This is a genomic window from Desulfovibrio desulfopostgatei, from assembly GCF_053570645.1.
The window spans coordinates 894,951-915,741 of record NZ_JBRBQS010000002.1; the positions used below are offsets into that span (position 1 = coordinate 894,951).

General features: G+C 49.2%; 21 protein-coding genes and 3 pseudogenes. 9 read left to right on the forward strand and 15 right to left on the reverse strand.

From position 1 onward, the window contains the following. Positions 1 to 59: 59 nt before the first annotated feature. Positions 60 to 1,188, forward strand: a pseudogene (locus ACUZ9Q_RS03965) (IS3 family transposase). A gap of 16 nt (positions 1,189 to 1,204) precedes the next feature. On the opposite strand, the gene ACUZ9Q_RS03970 reads toward ACUZ9Q_RS03965, so the two are convergent. Continuing rightward, positions 1,205 to 1,726: a hypothetical protein gene (locus ACUZ9Q_RS03970; protein ID WP_449247352.1), complete on the reverse strand. Its 522-nt coding sequence runs from the start codon at positions 1,724 to 1,726 to the stop codon at positions 1,205 to 1,207. Between the two features lie 13 nt (positions 1,727 to 1,739). Continuing rightward, positions 1,740 to 2,927 carry a hypothetical protein gene (locus ACUZ9Q_RS03975; RefSeq protein ID WP_227117799.1) on the reverse strand — a complete coding sequence of 396 codons (1,188 nt, stop codon included), beginning with the start codon at positions 2,925 to 2,927 and terminating at the stop codon, positions 1,740 to 1,742. A 378-nt stretch (positions 2,928 to 3,305) separates the two neighbouring features. Between ACUZ9Q_RS03975 and ACUZ9Q_RS03980 the strand changes: the two genes are divergently transcribed. After that, on the forward strand, positions 3,306 to 3,536 hold the full coding sequence (locus ACUZ9Q_RS03980; RefSeq protein WP_227117797.1) for a hypothetical protein: 231 nt from the start codon (positions 3,306 to 3,308) through the stop codon (positions 3,534 to 3,536). Between the two features lie 10 nt (positions 3,537 to 3,546). Here the strand turns inward: ACUZ9Q_RS03980 and ACUZ9Q_RS03985 are convergent, their stop codons facing one another. The 5 genes from ACUZ9Q_RS03985 to ACUZ9Q_RS04005 all read right to left on the reverse strand — a co-directional run bounded on the left by ACUZ9Q_RS03985 (position 3,547) and on the right by ACUZ9Q_RS04005 (position 8,884). Continuing rightward, complete coding sequence (locus ACUZ9Q_RS03985) at positions 3,547 to 3,891, reverse strand: type II toxin-antitoxin system RelE/ParE family toxin (protein ID WP_227117795.1); 345 nt, start codon at positions 3,889 to 3,891, stop codon at positions 3,547 to 3,549. After that, positions 3,888 to 4,163 (reverse strand): type II toxin-antitoxin system Phd/YefM family antitoxin, encoded by a 276-nt coding sequence (locus ACUZ9Q_RS03990; RefSeq protein ID WP_227117793.1) that lies wholly within the window; start codon positions 4,161 to 4,163, stop codon positions 3,888 to 3,890. Before ACUZ9Q_RS03990 ends, ACUZ9Q_RS03985 begins: the two co-directional genes overlap by 4 nt. A 395-nt stretch (positions 4,164 to 4,558) precedes the next feature. Next, on the reverse strand, positions 4,559 to 6,217 hold the full coding sequence (locus ACUZ9Q_RS03995) for a hypothetical protein (protein ID WP_449247353.1): 1,659 nt from the start codon (positions 6,215 to 6,217) through the stop codon (positions 4,559 to 4,561). Between the two features lie 11 nt (positions 6,218 to 6,228). After that, positions 6,229 to 6,894, reverse strand: a complete 666-nt coding sequence (locus tag ACUZ9Q_RS04000) for a hypothetical protein (RefSeq protein ID WP_227117789.1) — start codon at positions 6,892 to 6,894, stop codon at positions 6,229 to 6,231. A gap of 208 nt (positions 6,895 to 7,102) precedes the next feature. Then, complete coding sequence (locus ACUZ9Q_RS04005; RefSeq protein WP_449247354.1) at positions 7,103 to 8,884, reverse strand: autotransporter outer membrane beta-barrel domain-containing protein; 1,782 nt, start codon at positions 8,882 to 8,884, stop codon at positions 7,103 to 7,105. Between the two features lie 114 nt (positions 8,885 to 8,998). Between ACUZ9Q_RS04005 and ACUZ9Q_RS04010 the strand changes: the two are divergent. Next, a pseudogene (locus tag ACUZ9Q_RS04010) lies at positions 8,999 to 10,126 on the forward strand (IS3 family transposase). Here the strand turns inward: ACUZ9Q_RS04010 and brxC are convergent. The 7 genes from brxC to ACUZ9Q_RS04045 all read right to left on the reverse strand — a co-directional run bounded on the left by brxC (position 10,123) and on the right by ACUZ9Q_RS04045 (position 15,637). After that, the gene (gene brxC, locus ACUZ9Q_RS04015; RefSeq protein WP_449247355.1) at positions 10,123 to 12,903 is read right to left on the reverse strand and encodes a BREX system P-loop protein BrxC; all 2,781 of its coding nucleotides are present in this window, start codon (positions 12,901 to 12,903) and stop codon (positions 10,123 to 10,125) included. The pseudogene ACUZ9Q_RS04010 and the gene brxC overlap by 4 nt on opposite strands. Before the next feature lie 14 nt (positions 12,904 to 12,917). Beyond that, positions 12,918 to 13,469: a BREX protein BrxB domain-containing protein gene (locus tag ACUZ9Q_RS04020; protein WP_449247356.1), complete on the reverse strand. Its 552-nt coding sequence runs from the start codon at positions 13,467 to 13,469 to the stop codon at positions 12,918 to 12,920. Continuing rightward, positions 13,456 to 13,905, reverse strand: coding sequence for a hypothetical protein (locus ACUZ9Q_RS04025; protein WP_449247357.1), 450 nt, complete (start codon positions 13,903 to 13,905; stop codon positions 13,456 to 13,458). Before ACUZ9Q_RS04025 ends, ACUZ9Q_RS04020 begins: the two co-directional genes overlap by 14 nt. Before the next feature lie 109 nt (positions 13,906 to 14,014). Continuing rightward, the gene (locus ACUZ9Q_RS04030; RefSeq protein ID WP_449247358.1) at positions 14,015 to 14,695 is read right to left on the reverse strand and encodes an IS1595 family transposase; all 681 of its coding nucleotides are present in this window, start codon (positions 14,693 to 14,695) and stop codon (positions 14,015 to 14,017) included. Further along, positions 14,661 to 14,987, reverse strand: a complete 327-nt coding sequence (locus ACUZ9Q_RS04035; protein WP_449247359.1) for a hypothetical protein — start codon at positions 14,985 to 14,987, stop codon at positions 14,661 to 14,663. Before ACUZ9Q_RS04035 ends, ACUZ9Q_RS04030 begins: the two co-directional genes overlap by 35 nt. Beyond that, positions 14,974 to 15,177, reverse strand: coding sequence for a helix-turn-helix domain-containing protein (locus ACUZ9Q_RS04040; RefSeq protein ID WP_449247360.1), 204 nt, complete (start codon positions 15,175 to 15,177; stop codon positions 14,974 to 14,976). Before ACUZ9Q_RS04040 ends, ACUZ9Q_RS04035 begins: the two co-directional genes overlap by 14 nt. A gap of 175 nt (positions 15,178 to 15,352) precedes the next feature. Then, positions 15,353 to 15,637 (reverse strand): hypothetical protein, encoded by a 285-nt coding sequence (locus tag ACUZ9Q_RS04045; RefSeq protein ID WP_449247361.1) that lies wholly within the window; start codon positions 15,635 to 15,637, stop codon positions 15,353 to 15,355. Between the two features lie 155 nt (positions 15,638 to 15,792). Between ACUZ9Q_RS04045 and ACUZ9Q_RS04050 the strand changes: the two genes are divergently transcribed. The 6 genes and pseudogenes from ACUZ9Q_RS04050 to ACUZ9Q_RS04075 all read left to right on the forward strand — a co-directional run. After that, a complete protein-coding gene (locus tag ACUZ9Q_RS04050) occupies positions 15,793 to 16,125 on the forward strand; it encodes a plasmid mobilization protein (RefSeq protein ID WP_449247362.1) in 333 nt (110 codons plus the stop codon). Between the two features lie 26 nt (positions 16,126 to 16,151). Further along, positions 16,152 to 18,389 carry a DNA-primase RepB domain-containing protein gene (locus ACUZ9Q_RS04055; RefSeq protein ID WP_449248129.1) on the forward strand — a complete coding sequence of 746 codons (2,238 nt, stop codon included), beginning with the start codon at positions 16,152 to 16,154 and terminating at the stop codon, positions 18,387 to 18,389. Between the two features lie 105 nt (positions 18,390 to 18,494). Next, positions 18,495 to 18,701 (forward strand): hypothetical protein, encoded by a 207-nt coding sequence (locus ACUZ9Q_RS04060; protein WP_449247363.1) that lies wholly within the window; start codon positions 18,495 to 18,497, stop codon positions 18,699 to 18,701. A 58-nt stretch (positions 18,702 to 18,759) separates the two neighbouring features. Next, positions 18,760 to 19,140 (forward strand): type II toxin-antitoxin system RelE/ParE family toxin, encoded by a 381-nt coding sequence (locus ACUZ9Q_RS04065; protein ID WP_449247364.1) that lies wholly within the window; start codon positions 18,760 to 18,762, stop codon positions 19,138 to 19,140. Next, positions 19,127 to 19,441, forward strand: a complete 315-nt coding sequence (locus tag ACUZ9Q_RS04070; protein ID WP_449247365.1) for a helix-turn-helix domain-containing protein — start codon at positions 19,127 to 19,129, stop codon at positions 19,439 to 19,441. Before ACUZ9Q_RS04065 ends, ACUZ9Q_RS04070 begins: the two co-directional genes overlap by 14 nt. A 398-nt stretch (positions 19,442 to 19,839) precedes the next feature. Further along, positions 19,840 to 20,184 (forward strand): annotated as a pseudogene (locus ACUZ9Q_RS04075) (transposase family protein); the annotation flags it as partial. On the opposite strand, the gene ACUZ9Q_RS04080 reads toward ACUZ9Q_RS04075, so the two are convergent. Then, entirely contained in the window at positions 20,109 to 20,675 is a 567-nt protein-coding gene (locus tag ACUZ9Q_RS04080; RefSeq protein ID WP_449248149.1) for a hypothetical protein, read from the reverse strand. The pseudogene ACUZ9Q_RS04075 and the gene ACUZ9Q_RS04080 sit on opposite strands and share 76 nt — an antisense overlap. Positions 20,676 to 20,791 lie beyond the last annotated feature (116 nt).

Here is a 20,791-nt window from a genome sequence, read left to right on the forward strand (position 1 = left end):
GGTGCTCCCCAAAAATCGGACAGGTGTGATAGCTACTCAACCAGACGAGGAGAACACACATGTCCAAGCGAAAGAATCATGCCCCGGCTTTCAAGGCCCGAGTGGCCCTGACTGCTCTTTCCGGCGATAAGACCATCGCTGAACTCAGTTCAGAATTCGGCGTTCATCAGACACTCATCCACAAATGGGTGAAGCAGCTCAAGGAGTCGGCCGCGGGCATCTTTGCCGGTGAAATCAAGACCGAAGAGGCCAGAAAGGAAAAACAACTCCAGGTACTTCATGCCAAAATCGGTCAGCTTACTGTGGAACGAGATTTTTTAGCCGAGGCCTGGGGGAAGCGGTGAGCGTCTCCCGCAGGCAAAGCATGGTCAATCCGGGCCATGCGCAGCTCAGCGTCGTCCGGCAGTGTCGCCTGCTCAAAGTCGTTCGTTCCAGCTTGTATTACGAAAAAGCCGGAGAATCGGCCATAAACCGCACATTGATGCAGGAAATCGACCGGGCTTTCACCGAATGGCCGTTTTTTGAGTGCGGCAAATGTGCCGCTATCTTGTGTCACTGGGGTACTGCGTCGGCAGAAAGCGCGTCCGCCGCCTGATGCGGCTGATGGGGTTCATGGCAATATACCAGAAACCGAAAACCAGCGTGCCGAACCCGGAGCATAAACGGTACCCCTACCTGTTGCGCGACCTGACCATAGCCCGGAGCAACCAGGTCTGGTGCTCGGATATAACGTACATTCCAATGCGTAAGGGGTTTCTATACCTGGTCGCCATCATGGACTGGCACAGCCGCAAAGTATTGTCCTGGCGGCTCTCAAACACTATGGAAGCGGATTTTTGCATTGTGGCCCTGGAAGAAGCCTTGGAAAAATACGGCACACCAGATATCTTCAACACGGATCAGGGTAGTCAGTTTACCAGCGTTGCCTTTACAAACGTCCTGCGGAACAATGGAATCCGCATCTCCATGGACGGCCGAGGCCGTTGGCTGGACAACGTGTTTATTGAACGTCTCTGGCGCTCGCTCAAATACGAAAATGTGTATCTGAACGCTTACGAAACTGGCTCGGAAGCCCGCGAGGGTATCGGCAGATGGATCAGCTTTTACAATCAGACTCGTCCGCACAGCAGCCTGGACGGGACAACTCCAGAGCGCTGCTACCATCAGGGACTAGTAAAGGCAGCCTAATGAGGAAAAAGACAAGCTAAGGAACCGCTGTTTCCTGTCCGAACAAGGGGGCCACCTCTGGCCCAATTAAGAAATGTGCGTTTATATCGACAGGAATTATTACTTTGTCATCGCCATCATACATTTCGATAAGGCCACAGGGGAGTGGGTTTTTTACGTTGTTAAGGCCAAGTGCATCCATGATTTCATCTTTCGATGCGAGTGATACACTATGTCCGTCAAGTGTTGGATTATATATCCCCATAGTGTTGCCGATGACTTTAGCCTTGACAAGATTCATCCCTAGACGATGCATGTTTCCTTGGTGTGAAACTTCTCCAAAATCACTTGAGATATAGCTTGTCATCGCACTAGGAGCATCTGTCATATGAGAAATTTCTTCAATTACACCATAGGTGACAGAGCCGTGAAGGTGGTCAACTTTGACAATGTCAAATGTTTTAAGAATGCAGGATTTATCCGTCCAAAATAAAAAATAATCTATTGTAGTTGGGTTTTTTTCCGTTGCAGATATTTTACCAATTAACTTTGAAGGCATCGTAACCTCGCAATTAAAAGAGGCTTATAAAAAAATGATCGCCAAGAAACTGACTCTTTAAAAAAGATTCTGTCAGATAGATTGGGTATAGATGATTTGCCCAGCGCTCGTCTGAGCCATAACAGACCGGACTCCTTTCATTGATAATATTGGCAGTAATCATATCGATTTCGTCAGTAGGTAGACCGTTTTCGCGCTCATCTTCAGTAACCAATATCTTTTCGAGCTTCAGTACTCCAGCAAAAGGGGAATTGGAGTATTTCATATCTCTGATGCGGACATACCAAATAGCATATTGAGTATCACCAGAGAAATCTCTATTGTGATATCTAAAGGCTGGTGTCCTGTAGTATGTTGGAAGCTCAGCAATGTTTTTTGCAGTTAATATTTTTTTTCGTCCAGCAAGAAGCTCGGGATTAAACATTTTTGAAGCTCCAACTACAAATCTGTAGTTATCGCGTGTAATAGCAGATATGTGAGAGTCTTTACCTTTGGGTACTTTATACTGAAGGGAGCCATCCTTAACTAGGTATGACTCAGAGGAGAGGAGGCGTTTTTGCGCCAGATCGGCAACGAGTTCCTTCTCCATTTCAATCATTTTATCTTGAATTCTCGCAATTGCACGATTTTCGTATTTGCTATCTGCCATTTTGCGGCCAGTTTCGTAAGGCAGCACCTCTGATAAGGATATATCTATGCCAAATTTATTAGCCCCATTTAAAGCGCATGCGGTATTTATACATTTGCAGGTGGATTTATAAAAAGAAGGAACGCCATCGCCATCAGCATTGGCTTTAGATGGAATAACTAATGTGCGGGCTGAAAGAATCTCTTTCTTTTTGAACTGCGAAAAGGATTCGCGTTGACAACAAGCCACACATATTTGTCCTGCAACAATAGGATAGACTACACCATCATATTCGATATCGTCTACTTTATATGTTTTGCGTGAACCATCTAGAAAATAACGTAATATTGGCGAGTGTTGGAAAAGTCGTTTAGATAATTCTATTGGTGTATTTGAACGGTAGTCTGTCTCTGCAAAAAAATCTGCAGATAGCTCTCTGGGGTCGTCATCATAGTCGAACTGTGGAATGCTTATGCTGTCATGGCAATATTTATAAGATGAATATGCTCTGCCATTAGTCTCGTCTGCAAGAAAACGAACTATTGGTTTCAGCTTGGCAGAGTTCTTTTGCATAATACTGACAACCTTTCAGTAATTTTAAGTTGTTACATGATGTTGTAGGATATAAACTATCCTTTGAATCCTTAATTTGCAAGATGTGCCTGAGGAGAAAGTCTATCCAATAACACCGCTCTGATCGAAAAAAGTTTTTTAAACAAAAGAGCCCTGGAGTAGTCCCCATTTCGACCGGACCCTCCTCTAACTACTGAGGAGGTGCTGGAACTATGTCTGGAACTAGTGCTAAAACAAGTCCAACGGTGAAGATAGTAAGCATAACGCCCGTCAGTGCTGGTCAGTTGGCGAAAAAGTAGCATGGACCCTATCAGTCAGTTTCCCTGGTGACGCGAACGTAGGGTGTATCTCCGAATCTGCTTTACCGTGAGAAAACAGATGCGTGAGGGCGGAAAATCCGCCATTGAAGCCCAAAGTAAAGGCTTCAAAAAGCGAATCCACCAATTGGAAGGCGTTTTCTGCAAAGAAACGCTCGATATTGAAATTTTCAAGGAAGCAGTTCGCATTCACTATGAAAAACCCTCATTTCGCGGCGGTTCCTGTCCGGTGCGGAGGATTTTCAGTGAAACGGGGGCGGGCAGTACCGTGTTGTTTTGTGCTGCACATTAATTAGCAGCGGTCAGCGCAACATCTTTTGCGCAAACTGCCCCGCCACATCGCGTCGAGAATCGAATACCCAATGGACATGCACCACGGCCTCAAGCGCCTCGTAGATTATGCGCCATGGGTGGACATGTATTTCACGGTAGCGGGTGATGCCCACTATTTCTAGCTCAGGGGGGACATTGCCACGCAGAGGCAGGTTTTCCAGAGAGAGAATGGCCTGCTCTAACTTGCCCAGGATCGTATCCGCTTGCTCCTGCCCCGCATTGGCTGCTGTATAGGTGTATATCTCCAGCAAGTCTTGTTCTGCCTCTGGAGAGAGCAAGACTTGCAAAAATGGCGTCCCAGCGGAAAGGGTCATCGTTTACCCTTTGTGCGCAGGCCTGCGAAAACTTCCCGAGCGGGGCGTCCCTTGCCCACCTCAAAGCTCTTGCCGGAAAGGCTGAGAGCCTTGAGCATGGCAAGCGTTTCCTGCATGCGCTCATATTCATGGATGCCCATGAGCACGGCCTTGGCCTCGCCATTCTGGGTGATCACAACGGGCGGCGCAGCTTCTTCACTGAAAGTGCGAATGATTTCTGCGGCCTGTGCCTTGACCTCACTAATTGGTCGTACTGCGGTGCTGAGTTGCATATTGACGCTCCTTTGACTAAATAAATACCGAATATAGTTCTTTGGGTCAAGCTGGCTTCGCGGCATCGTGCTCTGGATTGTGCTTGCCAATCTGTGAAAGCTTGTTCTTATTTATCAGAAAATAGCCTGCCATAATAAAGAGGGCCGGGGAAATCCCCGGCCCTCTCTGCATAGTCTCTCAGTACACGCCATGCCCCGCGCGCAATCGGCCCCGCTTATTGCCTGTGCTGCTGGCTCCATAATCCATAAACTCGGGGCATATCTCGAGTTTGCGCCGCTTTAGGCAACCTCATATATTTCCCTTCGAAAAAATGGGATCGTCCAGTAATTCCACAGTTATTGTGGAAAATTTGTCAACGAGCGGGCAACATTGCTAAATTTAACACTCTATGGCTTCAGTAGAGTGGGGCGAAAGCTGCGTCGGATATTGCTGTGATTTCTTGGTCTGCCTCTTCCTGCAGAGCAATCAATTTTTCGCAGACAAAACGATGGCGCTCCTGGTCATTAACGCCAAAGACATCCATCTTATCGATGAAATACATGGCAAGCGCCATGGCAATGCCTGTTACTCCGCCAGCTAGAATGGTAATCAACGTTGACGAAATCGTCCCAAGTACGGGGATGGAGGCAAGGACAGGCCCCAAGGTTTCCTGAAGATACAGGTCAAGAGTAATGCCCCCCAGCGACACCGCCCCTGCGGCGAGTACCTTGAGGGCCGCATCAGCAGCTTGACGCAAGCTCATGCCTTCAGGGCGAAAAACAAGCAGCTTAATTGCCTTGAACAGGGAGAACATGCCTTCTCGAATAATACGAACGAGATTCTTCCCTGTTGTCGCAAAGATATTGATTAACGTTGTCGCCAAATTGCTGATAAAGCCACTGACAGCCCCATCCCTGAAGGCTGTCACAATGTTCTGCCAATCCGCTATGATCTTTTTTGTGATCCTTTCACCACGAACCAAGACCGCCTTGGTATTGGAATCCGCGTCAGTGCCAGCTTGAATGCCGTGAGCGTATGCATCTTTTATTTCTGCAAAGAGGCCCTCAAAAAGATCTATAAACAGCAACCCCATAGCCTGCTGCATTCCCATTTTTCCAGACTCAATAGCGCCAGTAATGGCTGTGTTGCATAGAAATTTACTACTTGTGTAGTATTCTGTATTAATTTTTTTATCCATCGCTTTTCGCGACGTTGCATCAGCCTCTTGCATTTTATCAACGTTAACTTCATCAAGCTGTTTAAGCTTGTGAAGTTCTTTGCGTTCCTTGTCATTTAGGACAGATTCGCCTTCCAGCTGCTGTATGCGGAGTTTACGATTTTCTGCTTTTTGATCGTTCCGGTTGATGAAATCATCAACCGAAGAATCTTTTTTGGAACGATTAACAGACGGTGATGTCATTGTTAGGTTTGATTTGTCATTGGCAAGAGACGTCCCGTCCATTTCAGCCAGCACCCTTCCCGCATCGTCATGTACTTCTTTAGCGGACACGACATGATCCAAATCTGTTTTGGCGTTTGACTGAAATCGTTCCCCTCTGTATCCATCATCAAGCTTTCCAGCTTTTTTTTGAGCTGAAAGCTCTCTGTTTACATCAATAAATTGCTTGTCACTATGATATTTATAGGAATCATAGCTTCCCCTCTGGTCGTATTTTTCCTGCTCTTCCTTTGTTGCATAAATACCTTGGCGGACATTGTGGATAGTATCTACATTCCCTCCCACTTTATCATAGGCTGCAACAATACTCCCCAAGCCCAACGGATTGATAATGCTGGAAAGAATATTTTTTTGGACGTTATCAAAACAATCGTCGAATTTGGTTTGTTCCCATTCTTTACTGAAACGGTATAAAATGCCCTCAACTTGTTCAACGGTTACATCAACAGGGGCTGCTAAAGCATCCCATTCAGCTTTCTGGGATGCTTCAAATTCATCTAAGACTGAACTTCCCGCAGGCGGTTCCAAGGACTCGACACTATTGAGGGGGCTTTCTTCAGCGCGCGTTCGTTGCAGTAAATCCTTGCGCCGTTGAAAGCGTTCTAACTTGGACATTATCGCCTCCCCTACTGAACGGTTGAGTAGGAAGGCTTCAACGCTTCCCAACGTTCCATGAATTGCACTTCTTCGGGAAGCACAACACCATCAGCATTGATAATTAACAGAATGACATCAGTAATGTCTTCTGCACAACATCCATAATTTTTTGCTTTTTCAATGGCCTCTTCCAATGAAGGAGGTCTATTGCGCAATTCCTCAAGCGTGCCTTTTATATGCTGCGGTAATACTTTTGAAGCTGCTCCTGATACGAATTCTTCAAGATCCCTTCGTTCTTCTTCTGAAAAATCTTTATCGGCATAAGCGGCGGCAATGCCAACTGCATACAAACCGACAACCTGTCGTTCAAAATTATGATATCTGGATAGTTTATTTTGAAATTCTGTGAATAATTTTTTATATTCCACTGTGGTCAGGGCTTTGCCAGCCTCAAACCCTTCTTCCCAGGCATTGCTCGCATGAGTTCTCTGTTGTTCGTTATCCATTTCACTGAGAGCGCCTCCAACTGTTGCGCCAACAGCGGCTGCCCCCGCCGCTGCAGCAATGGTCCCTGCACCAGCCAAAGACCCCAACAATGTCGCACCAGCAAGAACAGAACCACCACCAGTAAACGGGGCAGCTGCAACAGCGCCGACACCAACTACCGCACATGCTAAAATTTTAAAAACTCCCACCGTAGTCTCCTCAGTGTTTAGAGTTATGAGCAACTGCCCATGAGATAAAAAAATACTTTTATAGGCCGACTTGCTAGAGATTCAGCCTCTCCTTACAAAAAATCAGTTAATATTTTTTTTCAAGAAAACTAAATTAATAACATTAGGTTGGCAATATTGTTTTTAAAATAACGTGGGCCAAGGATTTCCCCGGCCCACGTTCGTCTATCTAAAACTCATACCGCAGCGTGCCAAACACGCCGTGCCCCGTGCTGTGTTCCGAAGCCTGAAGGTTGTAGGTCAGCCCAAGGGTAAAGTCGCCCTTGCCAAGCTCAAAGCCCAAGCCGCCGTCAAAGGTGGCGTAGTCCACCACCTGCATTTTCATTTCGGCCTGGCTGTCCACACCGGGAGCGCGGGCCTTGCTCTTGGCCTTAACGTCTCCCGCCGCCGGAATAACTCCCAGATCAAGCTGTGGCTTGAATTGCCAGCCGCTCTCGGTTTCAAAGGCTTTGGCAAAGCTCACGCCCACGGGGAATGTCCAGATGGACTGCGTGCTCTCGTCCACCTCAAAGACCGTACCGCCGCTCTTCACGTCATAACCATCGGTCACAAGCCCGAGGTAGCGCACCCCCACACGCGGAATAATATCCAGCGCACCGGCGTTGAATTTGTATTCCGCCTTGAGGCCCGTATTCCAAGCATGGCTGGTTACGTCGGCCTTGAGGTCGCTCATCTGCATGGAGGCGGGCATATCCTGCTCCACCTTGCTGTAGTTGCCAGTATAGCCCACATCGGCAGAGAGGCCGAAGTTGTTGTAGACCCACCCACCGTAGAGGCTCACGCCCCAGAAGTTGAAGCGGTTGTCCGTGCTGTTGAAATCTCCGGTGGATTTGGCATACCCGGCACCGACGTTGAACGCGGCACCGAAGCGGAACATGTCGTTGATGGTGTAATCCGCACCCAGGGCAATGCCGCCCAGGTTGCTGTTGTAGCCAGTCTTGAAGTTCTCTGCCTGCATGCCCCAAACATTGTTGGACTGGTAGAGCGGCATGATCCACACCCCAAGGCCGTTTTTAAGGCCGTCCCCGGCACTGAGGCCAGAATCGAGGCTAAGGCTGCCATCCGTATCTTGGCGCACGGCCACGGCTTGGCTCATATCCGTACGCGGCAACGTCATTGATGTGCGGTTGAGCACCGCACCAGAAGCAGCTGTCGCAGCACTCAGAGTGCTACCCTGCACGGCACCTACAGCAGCCATCTGGGCCGCACCTTCAACAGTTGCGGCGGCTTTGTTGCGGTCTGTCGTGCCAATATAATTGTCGCTCATGGCACGGGATACGAATCGCACGCCTGCGTTGGGCGAATTCGGATTTACCCCGGTCTGAACCACCATGCGATCTACCAGTGCCCCCATGCTGCTCGACATCATGGGGAAGGACGAAGACGCCGCATTGGCCTTAAGGCTCACGCTGTATGCGCCATTGGCTGTATCAAACGTGCCGCCGGTGGCAGAAAGCAGAGCGGTGCTTGTGGTCAGGTTGCTGCCTGTCCAGCTGGCAGCATCCTTTGTGGAAGCGCCAAAGCCGCCAGTGACGTTCAGCGTTTCTCCGTCCTGACCGCCCACGATGTGCAGTTTTGCTCCGGAATCCACAGTAAGGGTGCTGGTGCCCCCGGATTCACCTGAAAGGGCCACGCCACTGCCGATGCCCGTAGCGTCCACCACAAGCAGAGATTTATCGGCAAAATGAGCGGTGTTGGCCGTGGCGGCCGCGCCGCCCGTGACCCATGTTCCATCCACATTAATGCCACCAGTGGTGCTCAGCGTCTGCGGCGTGCGCAGGGCGAGAGCCGCTGTTATATCCTGCCCCCACAGGCCCTTTCCGTCACTCTGGTAACGCAGCACTTCTGTGCGCAGCCATTCGGCATCTGTGCTGCCCAGCGAAACCATGCTGTTCTGGCCCACGGTCATCAGGGCATCCACGGTATTGGCGGTGAAGGTCAAACCACCCATGGAAGCGTTTGAAGTGTCACCAGCGGCAGCGAAAGGCGGGTCAAAGTTGAGCAGAGGTGCTCCCCAAAAATCGGACAGGTGTGATAGCTACTCAACCAGACGAGGAGAACACACATGTCCAAGCGAAAGAATCATGCCCCGGCTTTCAAGGCCCGAGTGGCCCTGACTGCTCTTTCCGGCGATAAGACCATCGCTGAACTCAGTTCAGAATTCGGCGTTCATCAGACACTCATCCACAAATGGGTGAAGCAGCTCAAGGAGTCGGCCGCGGGCATCTTTGCCGGTGAAATCAAGACCGAAGAGGCCAGAAAGGAAAAACAACTCCAGGTACTTCATGCCAAAATCGGTCAGCTTACTGTGGAACGAGATTTTTTAGCCGAGGCCTGGGGGAAGCGGTGAGCGTCTCCCGCAGGCAAAGCATGGTCAATCCGGGCCATGCGCAGCTCAGCGTCGTCCGGCAGTGTCGCCTGCTCAAAGTCGTTCGTTCCAGCTTGTATTACGAAAAAGCCGGAGAATCGGCCATAAACCGCACATTGATGCAGGAAATCGACCGGGCTTTCACCGAATGGCCGTTTTTGAGTGCGGCAAATGTGCCGCTATCTTGTGTCACTGGGGTACTGCGTCGGCAGAAAGCGCGTCCGCCGCCTGATGCGGCTGATGGGGTTCATGGCAATATACCAGAAACCGAAAACCAGCGTGCCGAACCCGGAGCATAAACGGTACCCCTACCTGTTGCGCGACCTGACCATAGCCCGGAGCAACCAGGTCTGGTGCTCGGATATAACGTACATTCCAATGCGTAAGGGGTTTCTATACCTGGTCGCCATCATGGACTGGCACAGCCGCAAAGTATTGTCCTGGCGGCTCTCAAACACTATGGAAGCGGATTTTTGCATTGTGGCCCTGGAAGAAGCCTTGGAAAAATACGGCACACCAGATATCTTCAACACGGATCAGGGTAGTCAGTTTACCAGCGTTGCCTTTACAAACGTCCTGCGGAACAATGGAATCCGCATCTCCATGGACGGCCGAGGCCGTTGGCTGGACAACGTGTTTATTGAACGTCTCTGGCGCTCGCTCAAATACGAAAATGTGTATCTGAACGCTTACGAAACTGGCTCGGAAGCCCGCGAGGGTATCGGCAGATGGATCAGCTTTTACAATCAGACTCGTCCGCACAGCAGCCTGGACGGGACAACTCCAGAGCGCTGCTACCATCAGGGACTAGTAAAGGCAGCCTAATGAGGAAAAAGACAAGCTAAGGAACCGCTGTTTCCTGTCCGAACAAGGGGGCCACCTCTTCCCTCAACGGGCAGATGAATCAACCTCTGCTCCTTGGCAGCAGTCGGCTCTTCGTCAGCATCCACCTCCAACTCTTTCGCTCCCGATGGCACGGATAAGCCAAGCTTTTGGAACAGTTTGCGAAGTTGTATGCGCTGCGCTGTGGTAATAGTGGCAGACTCCACCTTAAAGAAGGCCTTGCCCACGGCCTTGCGTTCCAGCTCTTTAGGGTCAAGGGTTTGCCCACGCTCGTCCTGTGCCCGAATGAGCCCTGCAATCAGCAGCACTTGTAGGCCGCCATCCACCGCATCACGCGACCAACCGTATGGCGAGGATTCAAAGCAGGTACGGATATCAACACCCTTTTTTCCTGCCGCAAGAAAGCCAAGAATAGCTTTGCATACAGGATTTCTGGCCGGTTCGCCTTCATCACCCACGATTTTCAGGGCATCGGGTGCGCCCCTTTGGGCTTTTTCGTATACCTTTGCCCATTGTGGGTGGTCAGCAATTTGAAACTGCGGGTACAGCCTTTGGAGCGAATTGCTGGCAGCCTCCAACACCATTTCCTGAAGGTCGTTACCCAGCATCTCATTACCGCCCGCCTGAAAGATGCGAGCACCAGAGAATGCCTCATCAAGCAATTCACGAATTTTACCTTCCCCGCCTTGCTTGGTGGTTTCCATTGCCGCCCGCGCTTCTGTGCCTTCGGGGGTGTTTGGTACGCCGCGCTTGTCTAGGGTAGCTGTGGCGGCTTTGTAGTTGATAAGATGGGTGCGCAGGTCATCAGCAGAGCGTTTTGGTATAAATACAAACACTGTGGGGGATTGATTGCCTGCCTGCCGTGCATCTGCTCGCACAGAGTTTTCATCCGTACTCCACCCATCACGCACCCAAACACACAGACGCTGATGGGCATCTGCTGGGAGCTGAGTATCAAAGACTGGGTGAATGTCGCGAGGAACATTTGAACTACCGTGCATCAAGGATAGCTTGCGCACAACATCGCCAAATTTTTTACGGATACGATCTTCACGTTCTGCGTCAATTCGGTGGGCTTCGTTGGATAACGCGGCTTGCTGGCTGAGAAACTCGTCGTTCCACGCCGTGCTTTCTTCAGTTTGTATGCGATATTCATCGCCCACACGCATAAGCAGTTCACAGTGTGCCAACAGGCTTTGCAGCTTGCTGCGCAACGCGCCACTGCCTTGCGAAAGATTTTCTACCAACAGGTCGGCCAGGGTATCAATGGTGGCTTTAATGCCAAGCTCCTGGTTCTGGCTGCCGAGTTTGTTGATCAAAAAAACTAGGCCACAGGCACGGGCCATAAGTTTTTCGTCGTCTGTGCCTTTACTCCAGGTGATGGTTTTTTCATGCACTTTGCGAGGCAATATACGCGACTGGAGCAATTTGTAGGCAGAGTCAAAATAAAGATAGTCAGCCGGGACAACATGCCCCAAGGGTTCATTCAGGTTGGTTTGAATAACCTTGTGGATCATGCTGAGCTGGTTGCGGAGCTGGCTTTCGGTGCCAGTCTGATCCAAAACCCGAAGTGTGTTTTCCCAAAAACGGCGACGCACAGGCAAAATGGGATAGTCTTGTGAGAAGTGCTGAATATCGTCTTGCATGTGCCCGATGGTAGTGCCTGCAAGATGCCGTGAAACTTCTCCCAGATTCGTCTGCATAATCTGTTCGATTTGCGGCTTGGCTTCTGGCTTCTTAGCCAGAATTACCTGACGGATAACTGCATCCACATCTGCGTCTGAAAGCTCAACTCGTACAGTGAAACGACCCTGTAACCGAGCCAGAAGCGCAACACCGGTAAGGGCTGTTTGCCCCGTGCCCACAAACAAAATTTTACCACCAACATTCTGGCAAATGGCTTCAACCATTTCCTGCACTTCAATGGAGCGTTCTGCACTGCCCCCAATAAACTGTTGCACTTCATCAAGCACAATCAGGGTCAAGGGAAATTTGCCATCCTTTGTCAGGGCTTGGCGAACTGCTTTGAGCATGTCGTCACTCGAAACATCCTGAACATAGGGATAGAGGTTGTTCAGCGTTTCCACACAAGATTCTGGCGTAGCAAAAAGTTTGGGCTTGGCCTGCATTAAAGCGGCGTGAAGTCCTTCTGCTACATAGAAGTTATCCAGCTCTTCTTGCCAGTTAAAGCCATTTTGCTCTACATGGTTGCGCACTTGTTCATAAATACCATCCTGACGCAACCACATGACAAAACGCGCCACAGAGTATTGCTCTGGCAGCCCCGCAGATTTGAAAATGATACGCAAAAGTGCCAGCCGCACACTACCGCTGGCTCCTGAACCAAGGGTTCCAGATGCGGCGTGCAGGCCCCCATGCCGTTTGGCTTGCGTGCTAAGCTCTTTTAATAAATCGCTGATTCCCGGCGGCAGGTTGGCAATGCCACGAGCCGTGGCCCCGTCTGCAAAGGTGGTGTCTACCCAAAGAGCCCGAAGCATCTTTACAAGGTGGGACTTACCCGACCCAAAAAAGCCGCTTACCCATACTCCGGGCTGTTGCGCTTGGTCGGTATTTTTCAGATAGGTTTCAAGGATATGCGACATCCCTTTTTCATACTGACCATCGCAAACAAACGTTTCCAGCTCATAACGAAGCACTGCAAGCGCATGACTGGTTGTTTCATCATTAACGCTGGCCACACCTTCATTAACAAGCTTGCGGGTGGCGGGGTCTTTTTGGTAAATGTCGTGATTGTACATCAGCTATCCTTTATTCAAAATTCCTTATCAGCAGTTATGGGCACCGCAAGATAATTCCACCCGTCATAGCCATCCAGCAGCCGGTAGTTGTTGTTTTCAAAACTACCGGGGAAGAAGACCAGCAGACGCCCTGAAACCAATGGGGCCAAGGCATCTACCACATCTTTTACTTTCAAAAATCCAAATAATGAACCAACACCTTTCAGTGCTATAACAGATTCTGCGCCGAATGCTTTTTTTTGCAGGAAGCTATCAAATTCTGCAACAATATAACTGAGGTACTTGGGTAACAAAGTCGGTAAGAGGTGTGGCTTTTGAAAATAGCTGGTGGCATAGCGCTGGGAAGTCAACCAGGCAGCAAAAGTATCGGTCAGGTCAAAAATACCCCACTCATGACCTGCCTGCCGGGTGGCAATTTCAAATTCATCTATCTTGGCCCTAAGCCAGCGTTCTTCAGTTTCATTGTAGACACAAAAAATCACACGCTGTGCGGCGGCGGCATCGTTTCGCCACGGAATCGAGATAAATTTGCTGTAGGATTGTGTCAGCCGTTTAATCCTGTTCATGGAGCAGCTCCAATTCATGTTGGCTGATCAATTTGGGGAATCCGATTTCGATGATCTCACCAACCCGTTTGAGATCGATCCAGCCCTTGCGCGAAGCTTCTTCAGCCAGCTCAATAATTTTACCAGGCGGGCAATCAAGAAGTTTGCCATATTCGGATTGGATAAGGGTTTGCCCCCGAAGACCAGTAAGGTAGCCAAGAAACATGGCATACGAAACGCTTGCGGCAGTTGGAGTAGCCCGCCCCCGCACCTTTTTGGCACGGCCATTCAGGTGCCCCGATTTAGTCCAAGTTGCATTGATGTTCTGAGCTGTGGACTTCAAGGTGGCCTTGCTAAAGCGTCCTGGCTTTTGTGCGTCAATAAACTCTTCTAGTGATTCGCGAGCAAGCACAGTTCCTTCAGAAATATTCAAAATATGATGAGCGGTAACGCGCAAAACAGGATCACGAGCATAGGCACAGAGCAAAGCCAGTAATGGTCTGGAAGCTGTGTCACGATTCCAAAAATATAACAGGGATCTAAAAAGAATATTTTTAGGGTCATGACTAGGACAGAGGTTTTTCTCTGCACATTTTGAGGATGATTTTATACAAATCCTCACCTCTATGATTAAACCGAAACTCACATTCTTTCAAATGAAAATAAAAAGTCTGTCTTTGTATGCCCCGGAAGCGTACCAAACGAGTTTTGGCATAAGCCCAAAAACTCTCTATGCCATTGATATGGCTATATTCATTGGCAAATTCATTGTCACCATGGTGGACTCGATAATGTTTCTGGTAACCGAGATCTACCAAACCGTTATACCCTCTCCAACCGTCAGAATGAATAATACTTTCGGGATCCACGCGGCCACGGATGATGCCTTGCAGAGTGACCTTGGAGCAATTAGGGACAATCTCTGTATAAACCTTCCCTTGCCTTTTGAAGAGGCCAAAAACTATTGTTTTTCCTCTAGCGCCACGACCTCTGAGCCCTCGGACTCGGCGAGCGCCAAAGTAACTTTCATCAACCTCAACCTCGCCGGAAACAGGCGATTCTACTTCACAGGCAAAGGCAATTCTCTCTCTTATCCCCTGTAATAATCTATTCACGGTATTCCTGTTTAAATCTGTTACCTGGGCGATTTGAGTAGCATTTAAATCAACGCAAAAAAGCCTGAGAAGTTGACGGAATTTAGCCTCAGAAATTTTAGAACGAATGATGTACTTGTTTTTTATTGCCATAACTAGACATTAGCCTTTTATTGGCCTCTGTCCTAGTCATGGCCCTATTTTTATAGTCAAGAGAGTACAAATCGACAAGATATCTGCCAGTGAGAGTGCGGGTTTTTGCCGAACGTTTTCCAAGGCAGTTTTCAGCAATGATCGCGTGGAGGTATTCTTTTTTTTCTGCATCTATCCGACTTGTATGAGCAAGCAAGATGCTTAATTCTTCGAGCATCATCGTGCGCGAAATATGGGCTCCCCCCAATCCCATATTGAAGCCCAAGGCGGAAAGATAGTTATTTTTTTTCATCATGTCCTGCACTAGCATCGTTTGCGCCACCTGTTCGCACCCATTCATCGGTTTCGCCTTTTTTGAACTTCCAGAGACGACCTATTTTGTGGGCAGGCATATTCTTTTCACTGATCCATCTGTAAATTGTATCGCGTTTAACACCTAAATATTCACCGATTTCATCTACAGACAACCATCTGTCTTCCATGATTTTTACTCCACCCTTTCTTAACTCGTAGACATCTGTGGTTTGTAATGTATTCCGCTAATTTTATTGAAGACAAGGCAAAAAGTCAAGACCACCATACCATTTTAACCGTGTTTAGCATGATATGACAGATACTAGCCGTGTACGCCCAAGTTGGTGGAATGCTCTAAAAGGCCTACTTTGCCACTTTCGACAGCGCCAGCCTCACCCCTTCCTCGCCTAAAATTTCACGTATTTCCTTCACGGAATAGCCCTTTTTCAAAGCCTCCTGAAAATCCCCGGCCAGTATCTCCAGAGCTTCCTCGCGGGTTTTACCCGTCTCTTTTGCAGGAAGTTTCTGGAGCTTTTTTTTGACCGCCATAATCTTTTCCATTGGTATTCTGGTCTTCACTGCCATTGATGTTTGCCTCCATTCTTGGAATTTCCCGACAGCATAGCACAAATATTCAATCCCTGTCATTACGCCACTCCCTGTTGTGGGTTCTTCGTGGCAGGATGGTAGTTGTCTGACGCCAACTACTATCCTGCCAAAGGGCTTGCGCCCTCTGGACTCCCAAAGGCAACGCATTCGGCGCAGGCTTCTCACGCTCTCAAGACAAAAGGCAGGGAGAAGGCATGGCAAAGCCAAAGCGCAAATTCCATAAGCGATACACCCTCTGGGTGTCCGAAGGCGAAGCAAAACAGCTTGAGGAACAAGCCAGCTTGGCCGGGCTTTCGGTTTCCGAATGCCTCCGGCGTCGCGGCTTTGGCGGCAGGCCACCCACTCACATAGTCGCGCAAACGGACATGACCACAGTCCGTGAATTGCGCCGTATCGGGGGCCTGCTCAAGCATCATTTTGAAACACTGCGGCAGGCCGGAGCCAGCCGTGAACATCTGGAGCAGCAAGAAGAAACTCTGCGGATTTTGGGACGCGCCATTGAAAGATTGGGGAGCGCAAAACAGTGATCGTCAAGAAGGTGAAGTACACAGACATGGACAAGCCCAAGGTCTGGCAAATTGGCGACCTGGTGGATTATATCCGCTATCCGCACAACACCAATGCGCAGGAAAAAATCGCCCACGCCGGGAGCAGAAACTTTTTCGCCGCCACGCACAATGGTCAGAAAGTGGAAATGATTGCGCTGGCCCAAGAGAGCGTCCACAGCAAAATGCCAGTGAGTCATTGGGTGTTTTCGTGGCAGGAGCATGAACAACCAACTCGCGCTCAGGTGGATGAGCTGGTGGATATTTTTCTGGAGCGCATGGGCCTTGTCGGGCACCAGGCCGTATATGGTTTGCATTACAATACCGAAAATTATCACGTCCATATTGCGGTCAATCGGATGCATCCCGTGACCGGAAAAGCGGTGCAACCGCACAAGGGTTTCGACAAAGAAGAGGCCCATAAGATCGTTGCTCTGGTGGAACACAAGCAGGGCTGGGCAAGCGAAGCAAATTCCCGCTACTCGGTGTTGGAAAGCGGCGAACTTGCCCGTAACATAAGGCCAAAAAAAATTCAGCCCCGACAGGAAGCAATGGCCGTTGAACACGCCACCGGCGAGAAATCCGCCCAACGAATTGCCCAGGAACGAGGGCATGACATCATTAAAAACGCAACTTCCTGGCCGGAATTGCATCAGAAACTTGCTGAAAAAGGTCTGCGTTTTGAAAAGAAAGGCTCCGGGGCCATCGTTTTTGTGGGTGAAAAAGCAGTTAAGGTTTCGTCCATAGATCGTGATTTTGGCATGAGCAAATTGTGCAAAAGGCTTGGGGAATTTATGCCAGCAGAAATCCCACCGCCTCTGGAAAAAATGCAGCCCGAACCAGTAAGCGAGGTAAATTTGGAAGAATGGCGGCAGTATCAGAAAGACATTTCTATGCCTGCTTTGGACCAAAACGAGGCAAAAAAACAGCAACAACTTGATGCCATGAAATCCCGCCACAGCAGCGAACGGAAGCAGATTTTGAGCGGCCTTGGCAAACGCGGGCTGCCCGTGCTCAACGCCGAAAGGCACCGTCTGAAAATGCGACAGCGTGATGAGTTGCGTCAGTTTAGGCAGCAAACAGGACGCAGGCAGAAGCCCGGCAAAGGTAAACCCCACTTTGAAACCTGGCTGCGCGGGCGTGGTCTGCACACGCAGGCCGACCGCTGGCGGCACAGGTTCCGTATCCAATCCCAACGCCCGGAGCTGCCCGTGCATATGGCCACCACGGCTCCATCCACACCTGTGCATGAACAGCTCCAGCACTATGTTTCCGCTGTGAATGCGGATCGCATCCGTGTGACCTGTATCCGCATGAAACCGGATGGCGATAAAAAGGTCTTCATTCTGGACAAGAGGAACGGAGCATCCCAAGGCTTCACTCCAGAGGAGTTGGCCGCACACCTGCCCGAAATGCTCCGGCTTCAGCAGCGCGGCGAAAACATCTATTACACACCGCTTTCCGAGAACAGACATCACATCCTTATTGACGATATGACGCGGGAGAGCCTGGAAAAGCTCTATGCTGAAGGCTTCCGGCCCGCTGTAGTGCTGGAAAGTTCACCGGGCAATTATCAATGTGTGCTCACCATTCCCAAGCTGCAAAGCCCGCACAATCGGGATGTAGGCAACCGGATCACGGAGCGCCTCAACAAGCAGTATGGCGATCCAAAGCTCTCCGGCTGCATCCATCCGCACCGAGCACCAGGCTTCGGCAACTTAAAGCCCAAACACAGGCGCGAGGATGGCTCCTTTCCCAAGGTGAAGCTGCTCAAGGCCGAAAAGCGCGAATGCTCCAAGGCTTTGGAACTGGCCAGGCAGATAGACCGTGAATATGCCGCAGCAGAAAAGGCCCGGCAGCCACAGACACGCCCGCGCCCCGTGCCCACACACGCTCATCCTGGCAATTCAGTCGCTGCCTACTACGCGCACTATGAGAATATCCGCCAGCACCTTGCCCTGGAAGATTTGTCACGGGTGGATGCCATGATTGCCTTGCGTCTGCGGGCCACCGGCCACAGCCAGCAGGCCGTGGCCGAAGCCGTGCGCCAATGCGCCCCTACCATCAGAGAGAAAAACGAAGGCCGCGACTGGCAACGCTATGCCGAACGCACTGCTGCCTATGCTTTCAGCGTGGCCGGAGACGTGGCGCTGGCAAAGAACGAGCGGTATCTGGAGCACTGGCGGAAGATTGAGGGAGCGAACATGGAGCAAAAGCAGGGCGCAACTCGTATGGGAATGAGTTGAAAACACATACATCCTAATTTTTTAGTGAAAAAACAACACCATGAGAGGGAAGTTATGAAGTTGTCACCAACCATGATTGCGGCATTACAATGTATAAGAATCTACATGGCTGCAAAAGACAATGTACGCAAATATCGACAAACCTCCTGTGGAGGGCATGAAAAAAGAACAATAGATGCACTTATTCGTAAAAATTTCGTTCGCCGCATAGACATAGGGCTTGGCAGAATTCCAGATATTGTTCTCACTGAACGGGGTATAGAAGCTCTTGAAAATATAGCAATCTCCCCTAATGATTGTAATGTGGACTAAGGTATGATTCCGTTGACATTATGCCACTAGGTAGTATAGCTTTGCGAAAGGATGCCCTATGAAGCGTATTTTAAAAACGCGCACATTTTGCCGCTGGTTACGTAAAACGCTTTTGACCGACACTGTACTGCTCAAGGCTATTGACGAGATGGAGCGTGGCCTTGTGGATGCCGACTTGGGCGGCAATGTCTACAAAAAACGGGTGGCATTGCCGGGGCGCGGAAAAAGCGGGAGCACCCGGACGCTGATTGCGACGAATCGCCAAGACCGCTGGTTTTTTATGTTCGGCTTTGAGAAGAATGACAAAGAGAACATCACGCAGGCAGAGCTTGCCTATTTGCAAGAGGTTGCCCAAATTTTTCTTGGCTATTCCAGTGATGAATTGCAGCTAGCCATAGCCAAAGGGGAGTTCTTGGAGGTGTATTATGACAAAGCATAGCCGTATAATTGAAGAGCTGCACGAAACCGTGCAGGGCTTGCATTCTGGCGGCCTGATAGACGAGCGGCGTATGCGCGAATTTGAGGCACTTTATCGAGCCAACCAGGTGCCCAAGTTTAATGCGGACAACGTAAAGGCTCTTCGCACACGCCTCAATGTCAGCCAGGCTGCGTTGGCCATCATCATCAATACCAGCGCCGCCACTGTTCGTGCCTGGGAAGCCGGAACAAAGAACCCCGGCGGGCCTTCATGCAAGCTACTGGAGATTTTGGACAGGAAGGGACTGGAGGCATTGTTGTAAGCATTTAACTCGTAGCATCAAAATATATAGCTAATTTTAGAATAGATTAAGAATCATCTTTTAGATTAATGTTAGTGGAAAGTTATAATCTTTAAAGTTTAAAAAAGCTTGAAGTAAATTCAGAATACGCGGCTTGTCCTTTGTTTATTACAATCTCAGACGCCCGGTGAGAGCTTCCGTGACCTTGTCCATTGCGCATTATTTCTTGCATAAACAGTGGATTTTTTGGCTCCATGCCAGACCAACGCACTTCTCCACTTTTTACATATAAATACTGAGGATTACTTGATAAAAACGCTTCAACTTCATCTGCGTAAGCTGGATTTTGAATAATTTTTTGGCTCTTCCGGGTTTTCCGTGGGTAGCTGATCTGCTAATGTCCTTCCCGGAGGGCACCAATGAAGGATACGGACCTATATTTTCGGATTCTCGGGCTGACCGAGCCCTGGTTTGTTGAGGCTGTTGAACTGGACACGGCGGAAGGTCGGGTAGACATCCGCGTGGAGCATGGTCCTGGTGTTCGCTGGTTTTGCCCTACTTGTGGTCGAGAGCTGGCTTGCCGCGACCATGCCGAGCCTCGTGTCTGGCGCCATCTGGACACGTGCCAGTTCAAGACGTTCCTGCATGCTCGGATTCCCCGAGTGGACTGCCCCGAGCATGGCGTCCTTCAGGTCAACGTGCCTTGGGCCGAGTCCAAGGCACGTTTCACCATATTGATGGAGCGATTGATCATCGACGTGTTGAGTATAAGCAGAGCCCCAAGGGCATTAAGCAAATTTTTAATAGTTGCCTCCCGGATACACTTTACACGATTATGCTTGATACTTTGATATGCCTTTTTCCAACTGCTCCCGCTGTCACCTCTTTTATTTGCTTTGTGTAATGGTGTAAGTGTCAAATTAGATTCTTTTGTAAAGTAAAAGTTTTTTGCGCAAATTTGTATTTCTTTAACACTTAATTTCCAAAGATTGTTTAAAAAATCAATGCAGTCTGTATCAAAATACAGTTCTCTTCTGTTGCCATTACTATCTATTACATTTTGATTGCCACCATTTGAAGTATATAAAAATTTCGATATAGATTCTATTTCAACAGCACATCTTATTATCAAATCAGCAATTCTAATAGAATACACTTTGCTTTGATCGTCAGAAAAGTGTATATAATCAGCAATCGCTAAAGTCTCTCTTTCGATATTCTTATAAATAGGCCAGAATAGGTTTTGCTTTTCCATGTATACCCCTTTGATTATTTTAGCTTGCTAAGCAATTAGCTTCTTCTCATTTTTTAAATCTAAATACGATGGAAATGAGCATATTCTTCATGAATGTTTATTATTAATATATCTTT